We start from the raw sequence: 22876 nt of genomic DNA on the forward strand, positions 1-22876 counted from the left end.
CGCCGGTGATCGTTCGGTGATCGTCGGTGACGACACCGGCGATGAATCTACGCGGGGGGTCGGACAACGCCAACGGAGTTCCGGGGAGGCGGATGAGGCCCCTGGGGAGTGACGCGCATCACGCGGAGGGGTGGAGCCCCGTCAAGGGGCGGCCAACGAAAAACGGCCCCTCCAGGGCGACTTTCGTCACCTCGGAGGGGCCGTTCACCGGTACTGCTCTGTGCGCGAGGGGGGATTTGAACCCCCACGTCCCGAAGGACACTGGCACCTGAAGCCAGCGCGTCTGCCGTTCCGCCACTCGCGCAATAAGTGGCGCCGATCGATGCTCCTTCACCTTCCGGACCTTGGTCCGGACAGTGCGGGAGCGCCTTCCGACTCGAGAAGATTAGCACGGCGGCAGGGGTGGAATCACACCCGTTTCCGCCCGCCCCCGGGCCCGGCACCGGGGCGGACGCGGTCCGGCGCGGGGTCCGCCACCCCGACGCGTCCCGGGCCCGTCCGCGCTGTGTACCCCGGCCCCCACCGGGCAGGGTTCACCCGACAGCACCGCGCTGTACGGCCGCGCCTCCGGTTGCGGGACACTGGACAGGAGCCGCATCTACCATCCGAGTGGACCGTGTGAGGGTTGACACTGCCCCGTCCTACGGGATCGGGGAACCAGCCGTTTTCCCGGCGCGTGGATACGATCAGTAAGCAGTATCGGAAGAGCCCGAGGAGGGAGGTGCCCCATGGGAGTAATGAAGCGCTTCGAGCAGCGTCTCGAGGGCTTTGTGAACGGCACCTTCGCCAAGGTGTTCAAGAGCGAGGTCCAGCCGGTCGAGATCGCGGGCGCGCTCCAGCGTGAGTGCGACAACAACGCCACGATCTGGAACCGCGACCGCACTGTGGTGCCCAACGACTTCATCGTCGAGCTGAGCACGCCCGATTTCGAACGGCTCAGTCCGTACTCCGTGCAGCTCGGCGAGGAACTGGCCGGCATGGTGAAGGACTACGCCAAGCAGCAGCGGTACACCTTCATGGGCGGCATCAAGGTCCACCTGGAGAAGGCCGACGACCTCGACACCGGCCTGTACCGGGTGCGCAGCCGCACGCTCGCCTCCAGCGAGTCCCAGCAGCCGCAACCCCACCAGCAGCAACCGGCGCCCCAGCCCAAGCAGCAGTACGAGCCGCCGCGCGCCGCGGCGCCGTACCGCCCCTCGGGGCCGCCTCCGATGCCGGCGGGAGCGCCTCCGGGCGGTCGGGCCGGCGGACCGGCGCCCGTGACGCGGCTGCCCGGTGCGGGATCGCCCTCCGGCGGTCCGGCCGGCGGCGCGGTGCGGCGCTGGATCGAGATCAACGGCAACCGGCACCAGATCTCCCGGCCGACGCTCGTTCTCGGCCGGAGCACCGAGGCGGATGTCAGGGTCGACGACCCCGGCGTCTCGCGCCGGCACTGCGAAATCAGGGTCGGATCGCCTTCCGTGGTCCAGGACCTCGGATCAACAAACGGCATTGTGGTGGACGGGCAGCACACCCAGCGCGCTACGCTCCGCGACGGCTCTCGCATCGTCGTCGGGAGCACCACCATCGTGTACCGGCAAGCCGAAGGGTGAAGCGGGGGCAATGTCAGAGCTGACCCTGACGGTCATGCGGTTGGGTTTCCTCGCCGTACTGTGGCTGTTCGTCATCGTCGCGGTACAGGTCATCAGAAGTGACCTGTTCGGGACCCGGGTGACCCAGCGCGCGGCACGGCGCGGGGCAGACCCGTCCCGCCCGCCGCAGCAGCGCCAACAACAGGCGCAGAACCAGCGGCAACAGCCGCAGAACAACCGACAGCGCCGAGGTGCCCCGACCAAGCTGGTCGTCTCCGAGGGCTCGCTGACGGGCACCACGGTCGCGTTGCAGGGCCAGACCATCACGCTCGGCCGGGCGCACGACTCAACAATCGTGCTCGACGACGACTACGCGTCCAGTCGGCATGCCAGGATCTACCCGGACCGGGACGGTCAGTGGATCGTCGAGGACCTCGGATCCACCAACGGCACCTATCTGGACCGGAATCGGCTCACCACGCCGACCCCGGTGCCGATCGGCGCGCCGATCCGCATCGGGAAGACCGTCATCGAGCTGCGGAAGTAGTCGCACAATGGGCGAGCCCAGGGAGCACAGCCAGCGAGCGAGAGGGTGGGCAGCGTGCGGATGTACCCGGAGCCGACGGGCGAGGTGCGCATGACTCTGAGCCTGCGTTTCGCCGCCGGTTCGCACAAGGGCATGATCCGGGAGGGCAACGAGGACTCCGGCTATGCCGGCCCGCGCCTGCTCGCGATCGCCGACGGCATGGGCGGCCAGGCGGCCGGTGAGGTCGCCTCGTCCGAGGTGATCTCCACCATCGTCACGCTCGACGACGACATTCCCGGTTCCGACATCCTGACCTCGCTGGGCACCGCCGTCCGGCGCGCCAACGACCAGCTGCGCGTCATGGTCGAGGAAGATCCGCAGCTGGAGGGCATGGGCACCACGCTCACCGCGCTGCTGTGGACCGGGCAGCGGCTGGGCCTCGTCCATGTCGGCGACTCCCGCGCCTACCTGCTCCGCGACGGTCTGCTTACGCAGATCACGCAGGACCACACCTGGGTGCAGCGGCTCGTCGACGAGGGCCGGATCACCGAGGAGGAGGCCACCACCCACCCGCAACGCTCCTTGCTGATGCGCGCGTTGGGCAGTGGCGAGCACGTGGAGCCCGACCTGTCGATCCGCGAGGTGCGGGTCGGCGACCGGTATCTGATCTGCTCCGACGGGCTGTCGGGCGTCGTCAGCCACCAGACCCTCGAGGACACCCTCGCGGGGTACCAGGCACCCAACGAGACCGTGCAGGAGCTCATCCAGCTCGCGCTGCGCGGTGGCGGCCCCGACAACATCACCTGCATCGTCGCCGACGTCCTGGACGTTGACGACAGCGACACGCTGGCCGGACAGCTGAACGACACCCCCGTCGTGGTGGGCGCCGTCGCCGACAGCCAGCTGCCGCTCTCCGACCCGCGGCACCTGCAGACCCCGGCCGGCCGCGCGTCGGAGCTGGGCCGCAACCCCCAGTCCCAGCAGCAGACGCAGCAGACGGGGCCCGCGGGCTCCTTCGGCCCGCCCGGCAGCGGTGACCTGGGGTCGGCCGGCCCGGGGCCGCTGGGCTCCTTCGGGTCGTTCGACGACGCGGATCTGGACAAGCCGGTCAGGAAGCGCAAGTGGCTCAAGCGCTCGGTGATCCTGGTCGTCGTCCTCGGCGTCCTCGGCGGCGGCCTGTACGCCGGCTACCGCTGGACGCAGACCCAGTACTACGTCGGCGCCAACGGCCAGCACGTCGCCGTCTACCAGGGCATCGACCAGAAGCTGGCGTGGATCGACCTGTCGAAGGTCAAGCAGGACCGCCCCGAGATCGAACTCAAGTACCTGCCGGCCTACCAGCGCGACCAGGTCGAGGCCACGATCGCGCTGAGCAGTCTCAGCCAGGCCACCGACAAGGCCGACGATCTGGCCAAGCAGGCCGAAGTCTGCAAGAAGGTCGAAGCGAGCAAGACCAACGCCGCGAAGGCCAAGGCCGCCGCGAAGGCGGCACAGGACAAGTTGAACAAGCCGACCGGCACCGTCCCGACCCCTGGCCCCACCCTCTCACCCGACGAACAGAAGCTGGCTCCGCAGTGCGGCGCCCAGCAGTAGTACGAGGAGGGGGCAGCTCTTCATGAGTGCCAGCCACACCAGCACCATCTCTTCCGTCGGCGCTCCCAGCCGGCGCAACACCGAGCTCGCACTGCTCGTCTTCGCCGTTCTGATCCCGGTCTTCGCGTACGCCAACGTCGGCCTGGCCAAGGACGGCTCCCTCCCCGCAGGGCTGCTCGCCTACGGCCTCGGCCTCGGCCTGCTCGCGGGGATCGCGCACATCATCGTGCGGAAGTTCGCGCCGTACGCCGACCCGCTGATGCTGCCGATCGCGACGCTGCTCAACGGCATGGGGCTGGTCCTGATCTGGCGGCTCGACCTGGAGCCGTCGATCACCACGGCGCGCCTCGGCGGCGCCATGGCCCCGAAGCAGCTGATGTGGTCCGCGCTGGGCGTCGCGCTCTTCGTCGGGGTCCTGGTCATCCTCAAGGACCACCGCATCCTCCAGCGCTACACGTACATCTCCATGGTCGTGGCGCTGGTGCTGCTGATCGCCCCGATCTTCTTCCCACCGCGCTTCGGCGCCCGCATCTGGGTCACGCTGCCCGGTATCGGATCACTCCAGCCCGCCGAGTTCGCGAAAATCATCATCACCGTGTTCTTCGCGGGCTATCTGATGGTGAAACGGGACGCGCTCGCGCTGGCCAGCCGCCGCTTCATGGGGCTGTACCTGCCGCGCGGGCGCGACCTGGGGCCGATCCTGGTCCTGTGGGCCCTCAGCCTGGTCATCCTGGTCTTCGAGACCGACCTGGGCACCTCGCTGCTCTTCTTCGGCCTCTTCGTGATCATGCTGTACGTCGCCACCGAGCGCACCAGCTGGATCGTCTTCGGCCTGCTGCTCAGCGCGGGCGGAGCCGTCGCCGTCGCCACCTTCGAGAGCCACGTGAAGGTCCGCGTCGACAACTGGCTGCACCCCCTCGACCTCGCCTCCAACGGCGGCGTCACCGAGACCGCCCAGGCCATGTACTCCTTCGGCTCCGGCGGGATGTTCGGCTCCGGCCTCGGCCAGGGCTACTCCCGCCTCATCGGCGGCATCGCCCCCAAGAGCGACTACATCCTCGCCACCATCGGCGAGGAGCTCGGCCTGGCCGGGGTGATGGCGATCGTCGTGCTCTACGGCCTGCTCATCGAACGCGGCCTGCGCACCGCCCTCGCCGCCCGCGACCCGTTCGGCAAGCTGCTCGCCGTCGGCCTGGCCGGCGCCTTCGCACTCCAGGTCTTCGTGGTCGCCGGCGGTGTCACCGGACTCATCCCGCTCACCGGCATGACGCTGCCGTTCCTCGCGCAGGGCGGTTCGTCCGTCATCGCGAACTGGGCGCTCGTCGCCATCCTGCTCCGTATCAGCGACACCGCGCGACGCCCGGCACCCAGCCCCGCTCCGTCAACCGATGCCGAACCGACCCAGGTGGTGCGCACCCAGTGAACAAGCCCCTGCGACGGGTCGCAGTCTTCTGCGGCCTGCTCGTCCTCGCTCTGCTGCTCCGCGTCAACTACGTGCAGTTCGTCCAGGGGGACACCCTCGCGAACGACAAGCACAACCGGCGGGTGAGCATCAACCAGTTCGCCCAGCCGCGGGGCGACATCATCGTCGACGGCAAGTCGCTCACCGGCAGCGTCGAGACGCCCGGCAGCGACTTCAAGTACAAGGCGACCTTCAAGGACGGCCCCATGTGGGCCCCCGTCACCGGCTACGCCTCCCAGGCGTACCAGACGACGTTCCTCGAAGGCGTCTACGACAAGTTCCTCACCGGCAACGACGACCGGCTCTTCTTCAACCGCACCATCGACATGCTGACCGGCAAGGAGAAGCAGGGCGGCAAGGTCATCACGACCCTGAACGCCAAGGCGCAGCTCGCCGCGTTCACCGGCCTCGGCAAGAAGAAGGGCGCGGTCGCCGCGCTCGACCCCCGTACCGGCGCGATCCTGGCCCTGGCCAGCACGCCCTCGTACGACCCGTCGTCCTTCGCCGGCTCCTCCACGAAGACCGACCAGAAGAACTGGCTGGCCCTCCAGAAGGCCAACAACCCCGACGAGCCGATGCTCAACCGGGCGCTGCGCCAGGTCTACCCGCCCGGCTCGACCTTCAAGGTCGTCACCGCGGCCGCGGCGCTGGAGAACAGCAAGGTCACCGACATCGACGCGCCGACCGACTCGCCACTCCCCTGGAAGCTGCCGCTGAGCTCGAAGTTCCTGGAGAACGAGGGCGACCTGCCCTGCAAGAACGCCTCGCTGCGGGTGGCTCTCAAGGTGTCGTGCAACACGGTCTTCGGTCACATGGGTGACGTTCTCGGCAAGGACAAGATGCGCGAGCAGGCCGAGAAGTTCGGCTTCAACAAGGAGATCATGACGCCGGTCCGCGCCGACGCGAGCGTCTACTCCAAGGAGATGGACGCGCCGTCCAACGCTCTCTCCGCGATCGGCCAGTACAACACCGCCGCCACCCCCCTGCAGATGGCCATGGTCGCCGCCGCCATCGCCAACGACGGCAAGCTGATGCAGCCGTACATGGTGGACAAGCTGCAGGCGCCGAACCTCAACGTGATCGAGCAGACGAAGCCCGAGGAGTACTCGCAGCCGCTCAGCCCGGCCAACGCCCAGAAGCTCCAGCAGATGATGGAGACCGTGGTCAAGGAAGGCACCGGCACCAACGCGCAGATCGACGGCGTCACCGTCGGCGGCAAGACCGGCACCGCGCAGAACGGTGTCGCCAACAGCAAGAACCCGTACGCCTGGTTCATCTCCTACGCCAAGGCCGCCGACGGCTCCCCGGTCGCCGTCGCCGTCGTCGTGGAGGACTCCGACGCCTCCCGTGGCGACATCTCCGGTGGCGGCCTCGCCGCGCCGATCGCCAAGAAGGTCATGGAGGCCGTACTGAACAAGTGACGTGGGTCGCGTGACACACGTCACCCACCGGGCTGTTTCCACCCCATAACCACCCCATCGCCGTTCCAGGCGATACCGGTGGGATATCGGGACCCGGTCACGTCCCGGATCCATCGAGCGTGCCGGGTACCGTATGCCCGAGCATCCACAGGGCACGGTTAAGGGAAGGGCAAGAGCTATGGAAGAGCCGCGTCGCCTCGGCGGCCGGTACGAGCTGGGTTCGGTGCTCGGCCGCGGTGGCATGGCCGAGGTGTACCTCGCCCACGACACCCGGCTCGGCCGCTCCGTCGCTGTGAAGACGCTCCGGGTGGATCTCGCCCGCGACCCGTCCTTCCAGGCCCGGTTCCGCCGTGAGGCCCAGTCGGCCGCCTCCCTGAACCACCCGTCGATCGTCGCCGTGTACGACACCGGCGAGGACTACGTCGACGGTATCTCCATCCCGTACATCGTCATGGAGTACGTCGACGGCTCCACCCTCCGCGAACTGCTGCACTCCGGGCGCAAGCTGCTGCCCGAGCGCTCGCTGGAGATGACCGTCGGCATCCTCCAGGCCCTGGAGTACTCGCACCGCGCCGGCATCGTGCACCGCGACATCAAGCCCGCGAACGTGATGCTCACGCGCAACGGCCAGGTCAAGGTCATGGACTTCGGCATCGCCCGCGCCATGGGCGACTCCGGCATGACCATGACGCAGACCTCCGCGGTCATCGGCACGGCCCAGTACCTCTCCCCCGAGCAGGCCAAGGGGGAGCAGGTCGACGCCCGCTCCGACCTCTACTCGGCCGGCTGCCTGCTGTACGAGCTGCTGACCGTGCGGCCGCCGTTCGTCGGCGACTCCCCGGTGGCGGTGGCGTACCAGCACGTGCGCGAGGACCCGCAGCCCCCGTCGAACTTCGACCCCGAGATCACGCCCGAGATGGACGCCATCGTCCTCAAGGCGCTGACCAAGGAGCCCGACTACCGGTACCAGTCCGCCGACGAGATGCGCGCGGACATCGAGTCGTACCTCGACGGCCAGCCCATCGCGGCGACCGCCGCCATGGGCTCCGTCGGCCACGGCGGGTACGGCGGCGGCTACGGGGACGGAGCCGCCACCACGGCGATGCCCGCGCAGAACCCCGCGACCTCCATGCTCCCCCCGGTCCGCGACGACGACGGCAGCTACGGCTACGACGACCGCCCCGACCGCCGCCGGCAGAAGAAGAACCACACCTCCACGGTGCTGCTGGTCCTGGCCGGCATCCTCGTCCTGGTCGGCGCGATCTTCCTCGGCCGGGCGGTGTTCGACGGCAATGACGCACCGGACACCCTCACGGCCCCGAACCTCGTCGGAAAGACCCTCGCCGACGCCCAGAGCTCGGCCGTCAACGTCGACCCGTCCATCAAGGTCGTCAAGGGCGAGACCAAGTTCTGCGAGGGTCAGCCGGCGAACATGATCTGCGACCAGCTGCCGAAGGCCAACGAGGCGCTCGCGGCCGACAAGACGATCACGGTCTCCATCTCCAAGGGCGTGGCCCCGATCGCCGTCCCGGACGTCGTCAACGACAAGTTCGAGGACGCGAAGAAGACCCTTGAGGAGAAGGGCTTCCAGGTCAAGCAGGAGACCGAGACGTCGAACACCAAGGACGACGGCACGGTCCTCAAGCAGGACCCGAGGGGCGGCACCCTCAAGCCGAAGGACACGGTCATCACGCTGACCGTGGCCAAGAAGCCCGAGGAGATCACGGTCAAGGACGTCACGCAGATGCCGGTCGACCAGGCCAAGCAGACGCTCGTCGCCCAGGGCCTCAAGGCGCGGACCCAGGAGGAGGAGTCGGCGGACAAGCCGGCGGGCTCCATCCTCCGGCAGGACCCGGCGGGCGGCAGCACGGCCCAGCCCGGCCAGACGGTCACCCTGTTCATCGCCAAGGCTCCGCAGCAGCAGAACCAGACCATCCCCGGCGACCTGATCGGCAAGAACCTCAAGGACGCCAAGGCCCAACTGGAGGGCATGGGCCTGCACGTCCAGGTCATCGGCTCCAAGAAGGATGACGCCGTCGTCGCCGGATCCAACCCGCAGCCGAACCAGCCCGTCCAGCAGGGCGGCAACGTCCAGCTCTTCACCACCGGTGGAACAGGCGACAACAACGGCGGCCTGTTCGGCAACTGACGCCGGCACCCGGCAGCACGACCACAACGAAGGGGCCACGGACACGACGTCCGTGGCCCCTTCGTGTGACACAGCGCCGAACCTCTCACAAACAGCCGGAGAGGGTCTGTAGTCTGCCTGCCGGGGGCCGCCGCAACTTCTGTTTGCGACGGCCCCCTTCGTTCTGACTACTGCCGGTTCAGCGCGTAGACCGGTGACCCCTCGGGGGTCCCGCCGATCGAACGGATGCAGGCGTGCTTGCGCATGAACCGCAGGCACTCGTTGACCCGATGGGTCGTCAGGCCGGTCCGTGCCGCGATGGTCTCCAGCGACTGCCGGATCTCCCCGTGCTCAGCCAGCACGGGAGCGATCGTGACGGCCACCGCCCAGACGTCCTCCGTCACGGACAGCCGTTCTTTCCACTCCGCAAGGACGGACTCCGCCGTGACCCGGGGCGGCTCGGCCACGGGGGCCGGGGTCGGAGCAGTCGATACCTGCCGGGCCAGCATGGCGTCCAGCGTGTCACCGATCCGGTCCAGGGCACCCGCCATCCGCTCCTGCGACCGCGCCAGGTCCCGGCGGGTTGCTTGAGCCTCGCGCTGGGTGACCACCAGCGCTTCGTCCAGCCGGAGGTTGTGCTCCTCCAGCCGGACGATCGCATCGGCGACGCCCGTCGGCATGGCGTAGACGGTCGCGGTGCCGGACGCGACCGGCTGCACCTCCGCCTTCTGCAGGGAGTAAGAACCATCCCGCTGGACGGCGACGACAACCTCCGCCACCCACTGTTTGAACGGCTCGGCCTCGGGCTTCGTGCAGGCGCTCACGAGCCGGATCAGGCCCTGTAGGTTCACCAACTTCATGTGGTTCTTGAGCCCGTGAGCTGCGAACTTGTGGGAACCGTCTGTCACACAGACGGTTCGTGCAAGTTCCCCCACATTGGTCGCGCACGTTGCGGGGACGTGCATGCTGAGCGCCTGCCGTGTGTTTGCGTAGCCCAGATTCACCGCGACATCGACTGCCGGGAACCAATGGGTTCCGTCCGGCATGGTGACGCGACGCACTCGTGACCCCGTCGCCGCGTAGACAAAGTCGTTGACGTCGATCGCGTCCTGCTGAGCCGCCGGGGCCGGCAGCTTGATGTGTTCGCTCATACGAACCACCTCCTGGGCGGAACGTAGAACGGGGTAAATCGAAAGTTCCAGCCTATTGTTGGATGTTCATTATTCCGGGTGACATTCAGCCCAGTTCGGTCGGCGGGGTGCGGTTCGCGTCGACTTTTTCGGTGCGGGTGAGTTCTGCCCAGACGACGTAGCGGTAGCGCGAGGTGTAGACGGGCGTGCAGGTCGTGAGGGTGATGTAGCGGCCCGGCTTCTTCTTGCCGGACTCCGTCGGGATCTGGTTGATGACGTCGACGTTGTACTTCGAGGTCTCGTCCAGGACCGAGTAGACCTTGTAGACGTACCAGGTGTCCTTGTCCTCGAAGACGACCGGATCGCCGTTCTTGAGCTTGTCTATGTTGTGGAACTTGGCGCCGTGGCCGTCGCGGTGGGCGGCGAGGGTGAAGTTGCCCTGCTTGTCCCACGGCATGGCCGACTTGACGGGCTGGTCGTAGTAGCCGGCGACGCCCGCGTTGAGGGTGTCGGTGTCGGTGCCCTTCTTGACCAGGACCTCGAAGTTCCTGCCCATCGCGGGGACGTGCAGGAAGCCGATGCCGTCCTTGGTGTCGAGGCCGCGGGGGCCGGTGGCGGCCCAGTCCTTACGGACCTTGTCGCTGTCCTTCTTCGCGTGGCGATCGGCTATGACGTTCGTCCACCACAGCGAGTAGGCGACGAACAGGGCGAGCACCAGCCCCGCGGTGATCAGCAGTTCACCGATCACACTGATGATGGCCGCGACCGGGCCCCGCCCGCCGCGATTGGTCGTCGTCACCGCTGTTCCGTTCTGTGGCAGTCCGTTGGCCGGCCCCGGGGCCGGTCAGTCGGGCAGCGCCGCAGGCTTGCCCTGGCTGCGCGGCCGTTCCTCGACCATCTTGCCCCAGACGATCATCCGGTACGTGCTGGTGAATTCCGGCGTGCACGTGGTGAGGGTGATGTAGCGGCCCGGCTTGGTGAATCCGGATCCCGGCGGGATCGGCTGGATCACCTTGACGTTCGAGGGGGAGGTGCTCGGCAGCACGCTCGTCATCTCGTACGTGTAGAACGTGCTCTCGGTCTCGACCACGATCTTGTCGCCCGGCACCAGCTTGTTGATGTAGCGGAACGGTTCTCCGTGGGTGTTGCGGTGGGCCGCGAGCGCGAAGTTGCCCTGCTTGTCCCACGGCATCGCCGTCTTCAACGCACCGGTGTAGTGGCCGACCATGCCCTTGTCCAGCACGTTGTGCTTGGAGATGCCCTCGGCGATCGGGGCCTTCACGTCCAGCTTGGGGATGTACATGATGGCAAAGCCCTGACCGGGGGAGAAGGCACCGGCCGCGCGGTCGTCGCCGGACTTCTGCTCGCCCTTGTCCTTGTCCTTGTCCCACTGGTTCTGCAGCGCGCTGGTCGCGCCGCTGGCCTGCTGATGGGCGCGGATGTTGGTCCACCAGAGCTGGTACGTCACGAAGAGCAGCATCAGGACGCCGACCGATATGAACACCTCGCCGATCACCCGGCTGAGGATCACCGCCGGGCTGTCCTTGGCCGCCCGCTCCGCCCGTCTGGCCTCCAGACGGGTCATGGGGACAGCCGGAGCCGCCTGGGCCGCCCCGGGGCCCGCGGGGCTCCCGGAAGCCGCTCGGCCCCTGGCGCGGTGCCCAACGCCCTGCTTGGCGGCTTTACGGCGCTCGGCACGGCCACCGGGCGCCGGAGCGGTCACCTCCGCGGGCGTGGGCTCCCCCACAGCGACCGACGCGTCGGAATCCGAGGTCTCGGCCGTCTCGGCGGACTCATCCGGCGTTCCGTCCGGGCGCACGGCCGGGAACTGCGCCGTCTCGCCGGGCACGCCTCTGCGCCGGACCCGGGGCGGCGGCGCGGGGGCAGGCTCGGACACGGGTGCGGGTTCGGACAGGACGGCGGGTTCAGGTTCGGGCGGCGCAGCGGGCCCGGCGGCGTAGCCGCTGTCGTATCCGCCCTCGTATCCGCCCTCGTACCGGCCCTCGTACGTGCCGGCGTATCCCGCGCCGTACCCCTCGTCGTATGCCGCGTCGTACGCGGGCGGCGACGTGGCGGCCTGCGCGGTGGCCTGCGGGGCCGGCGGCGGGTCCTGGGGCGCCTGCTGCGGCATGTCGTGCGGGCGGAACCAGGGGGAGCCGATGACTCCCTCGTCCGCGTCCGCCGGTGCGGCCGCGGGAGGGGTCTCCGCCACCTCGGGCGCGGGCGGCGCCGGCGTCCGGCCCGGAAGGGGGTCGCTGAGCGGGTCCGCGAGTTGTCCGACCGCCACCGCGAACTGGCCCGTGTCCTCGTAGGACGGGGGCTCGTCCGGGCGGAGCCCGGTCACACCCCGGCCCTGCCGACCACGGGCGCCAGTCCCGTCGAACGGTCGGGGGCGCCCTCGTCCCCGCACGCCACCAGCCAGTTGGCGAGCATCAGATGGCCCCATTCGGTGAGCACCGACTCGGGGTGGAACTGCACGCCCTCGACGGCCGCGTCACGGTGCCGCAAGCCCATGATGATGCCGCTGTCCGTCCAGGCCGTGACCTCGAACTCCGGCGGCACGGTGTCCCGCTCGACCGCGAGCGAGTGGTACCGCGTCGCGGTGAAGGGCGTCGGCAGGCCGGCGAACACGCCAGTGCCGGTGTGCGTCACGAGCGAGGTCTTGCCGTGCAGCAGCTCGGGCGCCCGGCCGACCACGCCGCCGTAGGCGACGGCCATGGACTGCAGTCCCAGGCAGACGCCGAAGACCGGCACCTCGGTCTCCGCGCAGTGCCGGACCATGTCGATGCAGACCCCGGCCTGCTCGGGCGCGCCGGGACCGGGGGAGAGCAGCACCCCGTCGAAGCCGTCCTGCGCGTGCGCGAGCTCGACCTCGTCGTTGCGCAGCACCTCGCACTCGGCACCGAGCTGGTAGAGGTACTGGACGAGGTTGAAGACGAAGCTGTCGTAGTTGTCCACCACGAGGATGCGAGCAGTCATCGGACGGAGGCCATCCCGTTCGTCGCGTTCATTCCGTTGTCCACTGTCACGTCGTTGAACGGCAGCAGCGGCTCGGCCCACGGGAAGACGTACTGGAACAGGACGTAGACGACGGCCAGTGCGAGCACGAGCGAGATCAGCGCCCTGAGCCACACGTTGCCCGGCAGATGCCGCCAGATCCAGCCGTACATGCGGTGCCTTCCTTCCCGGTTCTCCGGAACAGAGTAAGGGGAGATCGGCAGGACCGTCGGCCTACCCGGACAAACCGTTCGGCTACCGGGACAAACCCTCCGGCTCGCCCTGCTCGGCCGGGCTCACCGTCTCCAGGTGCGCCCAGGCGATGAGCCGGTGGCTGTGGCCCCACTCGGGATCGCAGGTGGTCAGCGTCAGGTAGCGGCCCGGCGCGGTCCAGCCGGACGCCCGCGGCACCGGGTCGATGACGCCGGTGTCGGTGGGGACGGTACGGAAGGGGGCGCGGTCCAGCACGTACGTGTACCAGGACACGCCGTCGAAGAGGTAGACGCGGTCGCCCTTGCGCAGCTCGGGGAAGTCCTTGAAGGGGTCGCCGTAGGTGCGCCGGTGGCCGGCCACCGAGAAGTTGCCGGTCGCCCCGAGGCGGGCGGTGCCCGGGTAGTGCCCGAGCCCCTTCTTCAGCACGCCGGTGCCGGTGCCCTGGAGGACGGGCTTGTGCCAGCCGGCACCGAGCCGGGGGATGTACATGACGGCGAAGGACGTGCCGTCCTTGTAGGGGGCCGGCGCGGGGGGAGCGGTGGACGGGGTGCCGCCCTGCGGGGCCGCGCTCGGGGCGGGGGCGGGGGCCAGCGATCCGGTGGCCCAGGTGTTCTGCAGCCGGTCGATCTCGCCGTTCATGGCGCTGTCCGCGCGCACACCGGTCCAGAACAGGAGGTAGACGACGAAGAGCACGATCAACGCACCGGCCGTGACGCACAGTTCGCTCAGCGTCCGCACGACCAGCCGGATCGTCATCGGCGCCCCTGCCCCCTCGCCCCGCAGCCGGTCACGCGGCCGGTCCCGCAGACGGTCGGGAGACGGTCAGGAGACGGGCTTCGCGTAGTGGAGATCCACTGTGCCGGAGTAGCCGGGAAGAGTCACCCGGTTGTCCGCCTCCACTTTCCAGCCGAGCCCGTAGGCGTTGACGTACTGGAGGTAGTTCTGGATGGTCGCGTTCCGGTCGATGGCCGCGCGCAGCTTCTTCTGGTCACCCACAGCGGTGATTCTGTACGGCGGGGAGTAGACCCGGCCCTGCAGGATCAGGGTGTTGCCGACGCAGCGGACGGCGCTGGTGGAGATCAGCCGCTGGTCCATGACCCTGATGCCGACCGCCCCGCCCTCCCACAGCGCGTTGACCACGGCTTGCAGGTCCTGCTGGTGGATGACCAGGTCGTTGGGTTGCGGGTCGGGGACGCCGGGGACGAGCGCGGTGGCGTTCGGCGGGGCGTCGTTGAGGGTGACGTTCAGCGCCGGGCCGGTCACCGCCTTCGTGCCGGCTTCCTCTTCGAGCAGGTCGAGCTGCTTGCGGGTCGCGTCGGCGGCGCCGGTGCCGCGGCGGGTGAGGGCGTCGACGTCGCCGCGGACCCCGATGAGCTGGTTCTCCAGCTCCTGGTTCCGGCCGCTCTGCTTGCGTACGTTGTCCGAGAGCTTGGGCAGCGGGTCGTCGCTGCGGATGTTGACGCCCTTGGCGGTGTCGAAGCTCATCCAGAAGATCAGGCCGGCGAGCGCGAAGACTCCCGCACTGAGCGTCCGCAGTACTACGGTGCGGGTGGAAGGACGAAAGGGAGAAGGACGGGTGCGGGACGTGTCGCCGGAATCGGTCACCGTACCCTTGTCTCCTTCACACCCGAGGAAGCACTACGCTAACGGACGCCCGTCCGCGGTGGTGCCCCCACCCGCCCGGCCAGCCTCACATCCCGACATCCCCGCGCGGTTACGCAGCGCATCGACAGGAGAGTCCCTCGTGCCGAAGTCACGGATCCGCAAGAAGGCCGACTTCACTCCGCCGCCGGAGAAGACGCAGTCGATAAAGCTCAAGTCCGGCTTCAACTGGGTCGCGCCCCTGATGCTGGCGTTCTTCGTCATCGGCCTGGCCTGGATCGTCCTCTTCTACGTCACGCAGGGCAGCCTGCCGATCGACGCGCTGGGGAACTGGAACATCGTGGTCGGCTTCGGCTTCATCGCGGGCGGATTCGTGGTCTCCACACAGTGGAAGTAGCCGGCTCCCCAGCTGGTCCGGACGGTTCTCCCCAGAGTTGTCCACACGGTTATCCACAGTGGGGAAAAGGTCGGAAGATCTGTGGATAACCTCTACGAAGTTGACGCCGGTGTGACCGGTGGCCGATGCGTCGGCCACCGGTCTTTCGTTGATCTTGCAGGGAAAACACGATGCGGTGACCGCACGCACACGCGTTCCCCACAGGGTGCACAGGCTCGGGTACTCGTTGTGGATAACGTCTGATCAACGCCAGTGGTAACGCCCTTCAGGCGGTAATCTGAGCCACCGCGATCCAGCTGGCCACGAGGGTGACCACCAGCACCCCCGCACAGGTCCCCCACTGCACCAGATTCCGGCGCTCGCGCGGCGCGTACGCCAGCCCGATCGCGATCACCGTGCCGGCCGCCAGACCACCGAGGTGGCCCTGCCAGCTGACGTTCGACCAGGTGAAACTGAAGAACAGGTTCAGCCCGAGCAGGATCATGATCGGCCGCATGTCCATGCGGTTGCGCCGCATGAAGACAACGGTGGCCCCGAAGAGGCCGAAGATCGCCCCGGAGGCGCCCAGGGCGCCCGGGTACGGGGAGAGCACCAGGACCAGAGCGCTGCCACCCAGTCCCGAGATCAGGTACAGCGCCAGATACCGGGCCCGGCCGAGCATGGCCTCCAGCGGGGCGCCGATCCACCAGAGCGTCAGCATGTTGAAGCCGATGTGCCAGTACTCCTGGTGCGCGAAGACCGAGCTGATCAGGCGGTACCACTGGTCGGGACCCTCGGAGACGCCGATGCAGTACTGCTTCACGACCGGGTCGCAGTACGCGTACAGCGACAGGTCGCCGGCGAGCCGGTCGCCGAGCACCTGCACCAGCAGGAAGACCGCCAGGTTGAGCCCGATGAGGATCTTCGTGACCAGGTGCGGGTCGGCCGCCACGGTGCCGCCGACGGCCGTGCGCGGCGTCGGCGTCGTCCGCCGGGCCTCGCCCAGGCACTCCGGGCACTGGAAGCCCACCGAGGCACTGACCATGCATTCCGGGCAGATCGGCCGGTCGCACCGGATGCAGCGGATGCCGGTCTCGCGATCGGGGTGCCGGTAGCAGCTGACCACCTGGTCCATGAGGTCCTCTTCCTGGGGACGCGCGTCGCCCTGCCCCTCCATACGGACGGGCAGGGCGCGGTGTTCCCGAAGAGTACGGCGCGATCAGTCCTTGCGGGTCTCGATCACGACCGACTCGATCACGACGTCCTCGACCGGACGGTCGGTGCGCGGGTTGGTCGGGGTGGCGATGATCGACTCGACGACCTTCTGGCCGGCCACGTCGACGACCTCGCCGAAGATGCTGTGCTTGCGGTTCAGCCACGTGGTCGGGGAGACCGTGATGAAGAACTGCGAGCCGTTGGTGCCCGGCCCCGCGTTGGCCATCGCCAGCAGGTAGGGGCGGTCGAAGCCGAGCTCGGGGTGGAACTCGTCCGCGAACTCGTAGCCGGGGCCGCCGGTGCCGTTGCCCAGCGGGTCACCGCCCTGGATCATGAAGCCGGTGATCACGCGGTGGAACACCGTGCCGTCGTACAGCTTCGCGTGGGTCAGCTTGCCGGTCTTCGGGTCGGTCCACTCCCGCGTGCCCTCGGCGAGCTCGACGAAGTTCTTCACCGTTTTCGGCGCGTGATTCTGCAGCAGCCGGACCTCGATGTCCCCGTGGTTGGTCTTCAGGGTCGCGTAGAGCTGTTCGGCCACGATCTACCTTTCATAGTCTTCGCTGACAGGGACAAATCCTCGCACGGACGCGGACACGCCGTCGGCCCGCGCGGCCCCATCGCGTCCCGGCCCGCATCGTGGCATCGTCTGTCTCAGCTCTCGCGTGTCCCGCCATGACCCATATGCCCGGTCGCACATGCCGGACCAGCCGTAAACAGGCATGATTTCAAATCGGGTGGATAGGCGAAAACCGTACGCCACCGAGGAGGAGGTTCCTGTGACCCGCATCGACAGCGTGCGCAACGCAGCCGGGCAGACCAAGGACAGCATGCAGCACGCCGCTGAGGTGGTCGCTCCATACGCTGTCACCGCCAAGGACAGCGCCGCGCACTACGCGGACGAAGCCCGTACCTGGTTGACGCCACGAGTCGTGACCGCCGCGTACAAGGCACACGCGGCGCTACCGCCCAAGGTCGCTTCGGCCGTGGACACCGCGGCCGTCAAGGCCGTGCTGACCGCACGGCAGGCCAACGAGTACGCGGCCCCCAGGGTCGGACACGCGGTGGAGGTCACCCGTGCCGCCGCGGGCCCCGCCCGTGACGAGGCCGTGGCACGTGGCGCGGCCGCCCTGGCCGCACTGCAGGGCAAGGTCTCGGTCGCCGAGATCGAGAAGCTGACCCGGAAGCACCGGCGCCGCGCCAGGGCGGGCAAGGCGGCCAAGCGCCTCGTCGTCATCGGCATCATCAGCGGGGCCGGGTTCGCCGCGTGGAAGTGGTGGAGCAAGCAGACCAACCCGGACTGGCTGGTCGAGCCCGCCGCACCGACCGAGGTCGCGGACCGTGCCACGCTCAACGGCAGCGGTCCGGTCGTCGTCGGGATGGACCGTTCGGACGGCGTCGACCCGCTCGACGTGGTCGACGGCTCGCCCGTCGAGCCCCTCGACCCCGAGGTGCAGGCGAAGCAGGCCGAGGCGGACCGGGTGGAACGCCCGGAACGCGACAACGAGTCCTGACCACGGACCGGGCCGGCAGCCGATAGCGGCGCGGTCCTGGATCCCCTGTCGAACAGCGCGTACGCCGAAGGGCGGGAGACCATACCGGTCTCCCGCCCTTCGACGAGCACGGTGGTGTCAGCTTCCGACCAGCTCCTCGGCACCGGCCGCGGCAGGCTCCTGGCCCTCGGCACCGGCCGGCTCGTCGATCACCGCGGGGACGCCCCGCAGGGTGTGGAGCGCGGCCACCGCCGCGACGGCGATCAGTACGGCGCCCGCCAGGGTGGTGACGTGCATGCTGTGGGTGAAGGCGTCACGCGCCGTCTCGGCCACCTGCCGCCCCATCGGGCCGGACAGCTGCGCGCCGGACCCGGCCGCCCCGCCCACGGATTCCCTGGCGGCCTCGGCCGCACCGGCCGGAAGGCCGGCCGGCAGGTCGAGTCCGCTGCGGTAGACGCTGGTGAGGACCGAGCCGAGGACCGCGATGCCCAGCGCCCCGCCGAGCTCCATCGCCGTCTCGGAGATCGCCGCCGCGGCGCCCGCCCGCTCCTTCGGCACGCTCGCCAGGACCGTGTCGGAGGTGACGGTGAAGGTCAGGACAATGCCCACACCGTTGACGATCAGGGCGGGCAGCAGCACCCAGTAGCTGGAGTCGGGGGTGACCAGGCCCAGCCCGACCATGCTGACCGACATCAGGCCCAGGCCCAGGGCCACCACCCTGGCCCGGCCGATCATGGGCACCAGGGCGGAGGACAGCGGAGCGGCGAAGGCGGCGGACAGCGGACCGGGGAGCAGCGCCAGGCCCGCCATCAGGGGGGACCAGCCGCGGACGACCTGGAAGTAGAGCGAGAAGGCCAGCGAGAGCGAGGCCGAGGCGAAGATCGCGACCAGGTTGGCGCTGATGGAGCCGGTGAAGGCCGGGTTACGGAAGAGCCTGACGTCCAGCAGCGGTGCGGCGATGCGGGTCTGGCGCCTCGCGAAGACGATCAGGCAGACGACGCCGATCGCTGCGGCGATCCACGCCGAGGGCTCGTGCACACCGTCACGGGCAGCCGTCTTGATGGCGAAGATGACACCCAGCAGGCCGACGATCGACAGCGGGACGCTGATCCGGTCCAGCCGTCCCGGGTGAGGGTTGCGCGACTCGGGGAGCACGATCACCCCGGCGATCACGACCGCCAGCAGGATCGGGACGTTGATCAGGAAGACCGAGCCCCACCAGAAGTGGTCCAGCAGCGCACCGCCCACGACCGGGCCGAGCGCGAAGCTGCCGGCCCCGACACCGCCGGAGATGCCCACGGCCGTGGTGCGCTCGCGGGGGTCGGTGAACACGTTGCGGACGATCGACAGCGTCGACGGCATGATCGTCGCACCCGCCACGCCCAGCAGGGTACGGGCGCCGATGAGCATCTCCGGGCTGCTCGCGTACGCGGTGAGGACCGACGCCACCCCGAAGGCGCCCGCGCCCAGCAGCAGCAGCTTCTTGCGGCCTATCCGGTCACCGAGGTTGCCCATCACCACCAGCAGGCCGCCGAGGGCGAACCCGTAGATGTCCGCGATCCACAGGATCTCGGTGCCCGACGGATTCAGGTCGGTGACGAGCGAGGGGATCGCGTAGTTGAGCACGCTGGTGTCGATGCCGAGCAGCGCCGCCGCCACACAGCAGATCGCCAGTACCGCCCAGCGCCGGGGGTCCGAGGGAGTGGTGAGGGTCGTCGTCCGCGCCGTCTTCGGCTTCTTCGTCATGCCGGTGACTGTGGCAGCGGGTTCTGACCGGTCACTGACCGCTCGCTTACCGCGCGGCCTCGAAAACGGTCAGCGCCTCTTCCCGGGAGAGGGCGACCCCTCGGGCGTGCGCCGCGGCGAAGGCGGCGGCGCCGAGCGCGGCACGGGCGGCGGCGCCGACCCTGGCCGTGTCCGGGTCGGGCGGCACCTCGGCTCCGCGCAGCGTCCGGGCGGTCCCGAGCAGCAGCGCGGCCCGCTCCGGTACGCCGTCCAGCAGCGCCAGGCCGGCCAGCGCCTCCGCGAAGCTCGCGGCGACCGGGCCGTTGCGGCCCACCAACTCGGCCTCGGGAAGCTGCCGGTAGTAGCCGCGGGCCTGTTCCAGGTCCCCCTCGGCCTCGGCGATCCTGGCCAGCCCGATGAGGATCAGCGAACGGTTCATGTCGACGCCGGCCCACCCGATGCCGCTCTCGCCGAGGGCCAGTTCGCAGAGCGCGCGGGCGTCGGCCAGCTCACCGAGCCGCCGGGCGACCTCTCCCAGCCCGAGGTGGGCCATCGCCATGCAGTCGGGCGCACCGGCCCGCCGGGAGAGTTCGACCACCCGCTCGTAGTCGGCGCGGGCCGCTTCGGTGTCCCCGTCACGGGCGCTGCGTTCGGCCCGCCGGCACAGCAGTTGCGCCATGTCCTCGATCGCGCCGAGCGGTTCGACGTAACCCAGCGCCTCGTCGGTCAGCGCGGCGGCGCGCTGGTGGTCGCCCTGCCAGTCGGCGAGCTGCGCCAGTACGTCCAGCGCGTTGGCCATCGCCCAGCGGTCGCCGAGCGCCCGGAAGCCGGCCAGCCCGGCGGTGAACTCCCGCTCCGCCTGCGCCGTGTCACCCCGCACCATCCAGTGCGCATAGCCCTGCCCCAGGTGCAGCAGCGCCGCTGACCACGGGTCGCGGCCGGGATCGTCCAGACTCCGCGCGATCAGCTCCGCGGCGTCGCTGGTGGGCGCGCCCATGGCCATCGCCCAGATGACGGTGAGGGTGGGGAAGCGCTGCGGCATGTAGCCGAGGTCGGCCATCACCGCTTCGGCGGCGGCCGTGTGCGCGCTCAGCTCCTGGTGGTCGGAGGGCCCGTTGGCCGCGGCGAGCACACACAGCACGTACTCCTCGTCGAGCCCCGCGGGCGCCCGCGGGCCGGTGAGGTCCAGCAGGGTGCGGGCGGGGCCCGCGCCCTCCAGGCGCACGCCGCGCAGCAGCCAGTACGTCGACAGCGGTGCCAGCAGCCGCAGCGCCGTCGTGACGTCGCCCTCCTCCACCCGGCGGCGCAGCGCGGCGTGCAGGTTGTCCTGGTCGGCGGCGAGCCGTCGCAGCCAGTCGAGCTGCTCCGAGCGCCGCAGATGGGGCTCCGCCGCGGCGGCGACACCGAGGAAGTACCGGGCGTGGGCGCGGCGCAGGGCTGCCGTCTCGCCGGCTTCCGCGAGCCGCTCGGCCCCGTAGGCGCGGATCGTCTCCAGCATCCGGTAGCGGACCCCGTCGGCGCCCTCGGGGCGGTGGGCGACCACCAGGGACTTGTCGACGAGCGAGTCGATCAGATCGAGCACGTCGAACGCGTCGACCCCGGCCTCCGGCGTGGCCCCCTCGTTCTCCTCGGGATCCGTGCAGACGGCCTCGGCCGCCTCCAGCGTCCAGCCGCCGGCGAAGACCGAGACCCGGCGCAGGACGGCGCGTTCGGACTCCGTGAGCAGATCCCAGCTCCAGTCGACGACCCCGCGCAGCGTCTTCTGACGGGGCTGGGCGGTACGGCTGCCACGCGACAGCAGCCGGAACCGTTCGTCGGGGCGGATCCCGGGCCCGTACTCACCCTGCTCCGGTGCGGACAGCGCACCGAGCCGGGAGGCGATCTCGGACGCGGACATCGAGCGCAGGCGGGCGGCGGCCAGTTCGATGGCGAGCGGAAGTCCGTCAAGCGCCGTACACAGCCGCAGGACGGCGTCGAGATCGGCGGCCAGCTCGAACTCGGGCTGCACGGCCACGGCCCGCTCGGTGAACAGCCGCACCGCGGGGAACGCGAGCGCGCGGACGTGGTCCGTGCCGGGCGGCGGCAGCCGCAGCGGAGGGATCGGGCACAGCGTCTCGCCGGGGATCCCCAGCGGCTCGCGGGTGGTGGCCAGCACGCGCAGGTCTCCGCAGTCCCCGAGCAGCTGACCGACGATCTTGGCGATCTCGCCGACGACGTGTTCGCAGTTGTCCAGCACGAGCAGCAGCGGCCGGCCGGCCAGGGCCGCGGTCACCCGGGCGACCGGATCCGGGGCCGGACCGGCACCGGGCATCACCCCGGCCTCGCGCAGCCCGAGCGCGCCCTGGATCGCGTGCGGCACCTCGGCGGCGTCGGTGAGTCCCGCCAGTTCGACGAAGCAGGCCTCGCCGCCGTACCGCCCGGCCGCCTCGACCGCGATCCGGGTCTTGCCCGCCCCACCGGGGCCGATGAGGGTGACGAGCCGCCCCTCGGACAGCTGCGCCCCGATCCGGTCCAGTTCCTCGTCACGGCCGACGAAACTGGTGAGCTGCGTGGGCAGCGCGAAGCGCGGTCCGGCCGATTCGGGCGATGTTCCACGTGGAACATGCGCGTGCACGGCAGGCGTCAGCCCCGCATCACCGCGCAGCACCGCCAGGTGGACGGCGGCCAGCTCGGGCCCCGGGTCCGCGCCCAGTGTCTCGGCGAGCTCGCCGCGAGCCGCCTCATAAGCCTCCAGCGCCTCGCTCTGCCGTCCACTGCCGTACAGCGCCCGCATCAGCTGGCCGCGCAGCCGCTCACGCAGCGGATGCGCGTCGACGAGCTCCCGCAGCCCGGCGACCAGCTCCCGGTGACTGCCGAGCGCCAGTTCGGCCTCCATCCGGTCCTCGGCGGCGGAGACCCGCAGCTCCTCCAGACGCGTCACCTGCGGCTGTGCGAACGGCGCGTCCCCCACATCGACCAGCGCGGGCCCGCGCCACAGTTCCAGCGCCTCCCGCAGCAGTGCGGCGGCGCGCGCGGGATCACCTGCGGCCAGCGCCTCGCGCCCCTGCGAGCCGAGCCGCTCGAAACGGTGCGCGTCGACGTCGTCGGGGTCGATCACCAGCCGGTACCCCGCGGGACCGAACTCGATCGGCTGCCGCAGAACGTGGCGCAGGCGCGACACCTGCGACTGCAGGGCGTTCGCGACCCCGGCCGGCGGTTCCTCCCCGTACAGGCCGTCGATCAGCCGTTCGGGCGTCACCACCCGGCCCGCGTCGAGCAGCAGCATCGCCAACAGCGCCCGCCGCCGCGGCCCGCCCAGCACGACCGCGCCGCCGTCCCCGTTCCAGACCTGCGTCGCGCCAAGGATGCCGAACATCACGCCCCCGATTGTGCAGCACCTGATGATGATCCGATACGCACATCAGCGCGGGACCGTGAACGGTCCCGC

19 protein-coding genes and 1 tRNA gene are annotated in these 22876 nt (G+C 69.8%); 8 read left to right on the forward strand and 12 right to left on the reverse strand.

Annotation, left to right across the window (positions count from 1 at the left end; all coding sequences use genetic code 11):
• Positions 1-221: 221 nt before the first annotated feature.
• Positions 222-304, reverse strand: a tRNA-Leu gene (locus O3X23_RS01425).
• Between the two features lie 424 nt (positions 305-728).
• Here O3X23_RS01425 and O3X23_RS01430 point away from each other — a divergent pair.
• From O3X23_RS01430 to pknB, 6 genes are all read left to right on the forward strand, one after another.
• A complete protein-coding gene (locus O3X23_RS01430) occupies positions 729-1592 on the forward strand; it encodes an FhaA domain-containing protein (RefSeq protein WP_269269136.1) in 864 nt (287 codons plus the stop codon).
• Positions 1593-1602: 10 nt separating this feature from the next.
• Entirely contained in the window at positions 1603-2118 is a 516-nt protein-coding gene (locus O3X23_RS01435; RefSeq protein WP_269269137.1) for an FHA domain-containing protein FhaB/FipA, read from the forward strand.
• Between the two features lie 60 nt (positions 2119-2178).
• Complete coding sequence (locus tag O3X23_RS01440) at positions 2179-3690, forward strand: PP2C family protein-serine/threonine phosphatase (protein WP_443047670.1); 1512 nt, start codon at positions 2179-2181, stop codon at positions 3688-3690.
• Positions 3691-3712: 22 nt separating this feature from the next.
• Entirely contained in the window at positions 3713-5113 is a 1401-nt protein-coding gene (locus tag O3X23_RS01445; protein WP_269269139.1) for an FtsW/RodA/SpoVE family cell cycle protein, read from the forward strand.
• Entirely contained in the window at positions 5110-6573 is a 1464-nt protein-coding gene (locus tag O3X23_RS01450) for a peptidoglycan D,D-transpeptidase FtsI family protein (RefSeq protein ID WP_269269140.1), read from the forward strand. The genes O3X23_RS01445 and O3X23_RS01450 overlap by 4 nt, the downstream gene beginning before the upstream one ends.
• 178 nt (positions 6574-6751) lie before the next feature.
• On the forward strand, positions 6752-8722 hold the full coding sequence (gene pknB, locus O3X23_RS01455) for a Stk1 family PASTA domain-containing Ser/Thr kinase (protein WP_269269141.1): 1971 nt from the start codon (positions 6752-6754) through the stop codon (positions 8720-8722).
• A gap of 167 nt (positions 8723-8889) precedes the next feature.
• Here the strand turns inward: pknB and O3X23_RS01460 are convergent, their stop codons facing one another.
• From O3X23_RS01460 to O3X23_RS01490, 7 genes are all read right to left on the reverse strand, one after another.
• A complete protein-coding gene (locus O3X23_RS01460; protein WP_269269142.1) occupies positions 8890-9852 on the reverse strand; it encodes a BRO-N domain-containing protein in 963 nt (320 codons plus the stop codon).
• 85 nt (positions 9853-9937) lie between these two features.
• Entirely contained in the window at positions 9938-10630 is a 693-nt protein-coding gene (locus O3X23_RS01465; RefSeq protein WP_269269143.1) for a class E sortase, read from the reverse strand.
• A 45-nt stretch (positions 10631-10675) separates the two neighbouring features.
• Complete coding sequence (locus O3X23_RS01470; RefSeq protein WP_443047671.1) at positions 10676-11962, reverse strand: class E sortase; 1287 nt, start codon at positions 11960-11962, stop codon at positions 10676-10678.
• 209 nt (positions 11963-12171) lie between these two features.
• Positions 12172-12810, reverse strand: a complete 639-nt coding sequence (locus O3X23_RS01475; protein ID WP_269269145.1) for an aminodeoxychorismate/anthranilate synthase component II — start codon at positions 12808-12810, stop codon at positions 12172-12174.
• Entirely contained in the window at positions 12807-13001 is a 195-nt protein-coding gene (locus O3X23_RS01480; protein WP_269269146.1) for a hypothetical protein, read from the reverse strand. The genes O3X23_RS01475 and O3X23_RS01480 overlap by 4 nt, the downstream gene beginning before the upstream one ends.
• Positions 13002-13083: 82 nt before the next feature.
• Positions 13084-13797, reverse strand: a complete 714-nt coding sequence (locus O3X23_RS01485; protein WP_269269147.1) for a class E sortase — start codon at positions 13795-13797, stop codon at positions 13084-13086.
• 66 nt (positions 13798-13863) lie between these two features.
• Entirely contained in the window at positions 13864-14646 is a 783-nt protein-coding gene (locus O3X23_RS01490) for a DUF881 domain-containing protein (protein WP_443047661.1), read from the reverse strand.
• 139 nt (positions 14647-14785) lie between these two features.
• Between O3X23_RS01490 and crgA the strand changes: the two genes are divergently transcribed.
• Complete coding sequence (gene crgA, locus O3X23_RS01495) at positions 14786-15040, forward strand: cell division protein CrgA (protein ID WP_250976783.1); 255 nt, start codon at positions 14786-14788, stop codon at positions 15038-15040.
• 265 nt (positions 15041-15305) lie between these two features.
• Here crgA and O3X23_RS01500 read toward each other — a convergent pair whose 3' ends face one another.
• Both O3X23_RS01500 and O3X23_RS01505 read right to left on the reverse strand, forming a co-directional pair.
• Positions 15306-16154: a rhomboid family intramembrane serine protease gene (locus tag O3X23_RS01500; protein ID WP_269269148.1), complete on the reverse strand. Its 849-nt coding sequence runs from the start codon at positions 16152-16154 to the stop codon at positions 15306-15308.
• 84 nt (positions 16155-16238) lie between these two features.
• The gene (locus tag O3X23_RS01505; protein ID WP_269269149.1) at positions 16239-16772 is read right to left on the reverse strand and encodes a peptidylprolyl isomerase; all 534 of its coding nucleotides are present in this window, start codon (positions 16770-16772) and stop codon (positions 16239-16241) included.
• A 238-nt stretch (positions 16773-17010) separates the two neighbouring features.
• Here O3X23_RS01505 and O3X23_RS01510 point away from each other — a divergent pair, with 238 nt between their 5' ends.
• The gene (locus O3X23_RS01510; protein WP_269269150.1) at positions 17011-17745 is read left to right on the forward strand and encodes a DUF5324 family protein; all 735 of its coding nucleotides are present in this window, start codon (positions 17011-17013) and stop codon (positions 17743-17745) included.
• Positions 17746-17862: 117 nt separating this feature from the next.
• Here the strand turns inward: O3X23_RS01510 and O3X23_RS01515 are convergent, their stop codons facing one another.
• Complete coding sequence (locus O3X23_RS01515) at positions 17863-19470, reverse strand: MFS transporter (RefSeq protein ID WP_269269151.1); 1608 nt, start codon at positions 19468-19470, stop codon at positions 17863-17865.
• A gap of 46 nt (positions 19471-19516) precedes the next feature.
• A complete protein-coding gene (locus O3X23_RS01520) occupies positions 19517-22804 on the reverse strand; it encodes an AfsR/SARP family transcriptional regulator (protein ID WP_269269235.1) in 3288 nt (1095 codons plus the stop codon).
• Positions 22805-22876: the final 72 nt, after the last annotated feature.

This window comes from Streptomyces sp. H39-S7, from assembly GCF_027158205.1.
Classification (GTDB): domain Bacteria; phylum Actinomycetota; class Actinomycetes; order Streptomycetales; family Streptomycetaceae; genus Actinacidiphila.

Bases quoted from the DNA above. Each gene is read 5' to 3' on its own strand.
- O3X23_RS01520 (WP_269269235.1), bottom strand. From the start codon at position 22,804: ATGTTCGGCATCCTTGGCGCGACGCAGGTCTGGAACGGGGACGGCGGC.
- O3X23_RS01445 (WP_269269139.1), top strand. From the start codon at position 3,713: ATGAGTGCCAGCCACACCAGCACCATCTCTTCCGTCGGCGCTCCCAGC.
- pknB (WP_269269141.1), top strand. From the start codon at position 6,752: ATGGAAGAGCCGCGTCGCCTCGGCGGCCGGTACGAGCTGGGTTCGGTG.
- O3X23_RS01500 (WP_269269148.1), bottom strand. From the start codon at position 16,154: ATGGACCAGGTGGTCAGCTGCTACCGGCACCCCGATCGCGAGACCGGC.
- O3X23_RS01435 (WP_269269137.1), top strand. From the start codon at position 1,603: ATGTCAGAGCTGACCCTGACGGTCATGCGGTTGGGTTTCCTCGCCGTA.
- O3X23_RS01515 (WP_269269151.1), bottom strand. From the start codon at position 19,470: ATGACGAAGAAGCCGAAGACGGCGCGGACGACGACCCTCACCACTCCC.
- O3X23_RS01470 (WP_443047671.1), bottom strand. From the start codon at position 11,962: ATGCCGCAGCAGGCGCCCCAGGACCCGCCGCCGGCCCCGCAGGCCACC.
- O3X23_RS01460 (WP_269269142.1), bottom strand. From the start codon at position 9,852: ATGAGCGAACACATCAAGCTGCCGGCCCCGGCGGCTCAGCAGGACGCG.
- O3X23_RS01440 (WP_443047670.1), top strand. From the start codon at position 2,179: ATGTACCCGGAGCCGACGGGCGAGGTGCGCATGACTCTGAGCCTGCGT.
- O3X23_RS01485 (WP_269269147.1), bottom strand. From the start codon at position 13,797: ATGACGATCCGGCTGGTCGTGCGGACGCTGAGCGAACTGTGCGTCACG.
- O3X23_RS01480 (WP_269269146.1), bottom strand. From the start codon at position 13,001: ATGTACGGCTGGATCTGGCGGCATCTGCCGGGCAACGTGTGGCTCAGG.
- O3X23_RS01475 (WP_269269145.1), bottom strand. From the start codon at position 12,810: ATGACTGCTCGCATCCTCGTGGTGGACAACTACGACAGCTTCGTCTTC.
- O3X23_RS01430 (WP_269269136.1), top strand. From the start codon at position 729: ATGGGAGTAATGAAGCGCTTCGAGCAGCGTCTCGAGGGCTTTGTGAAC.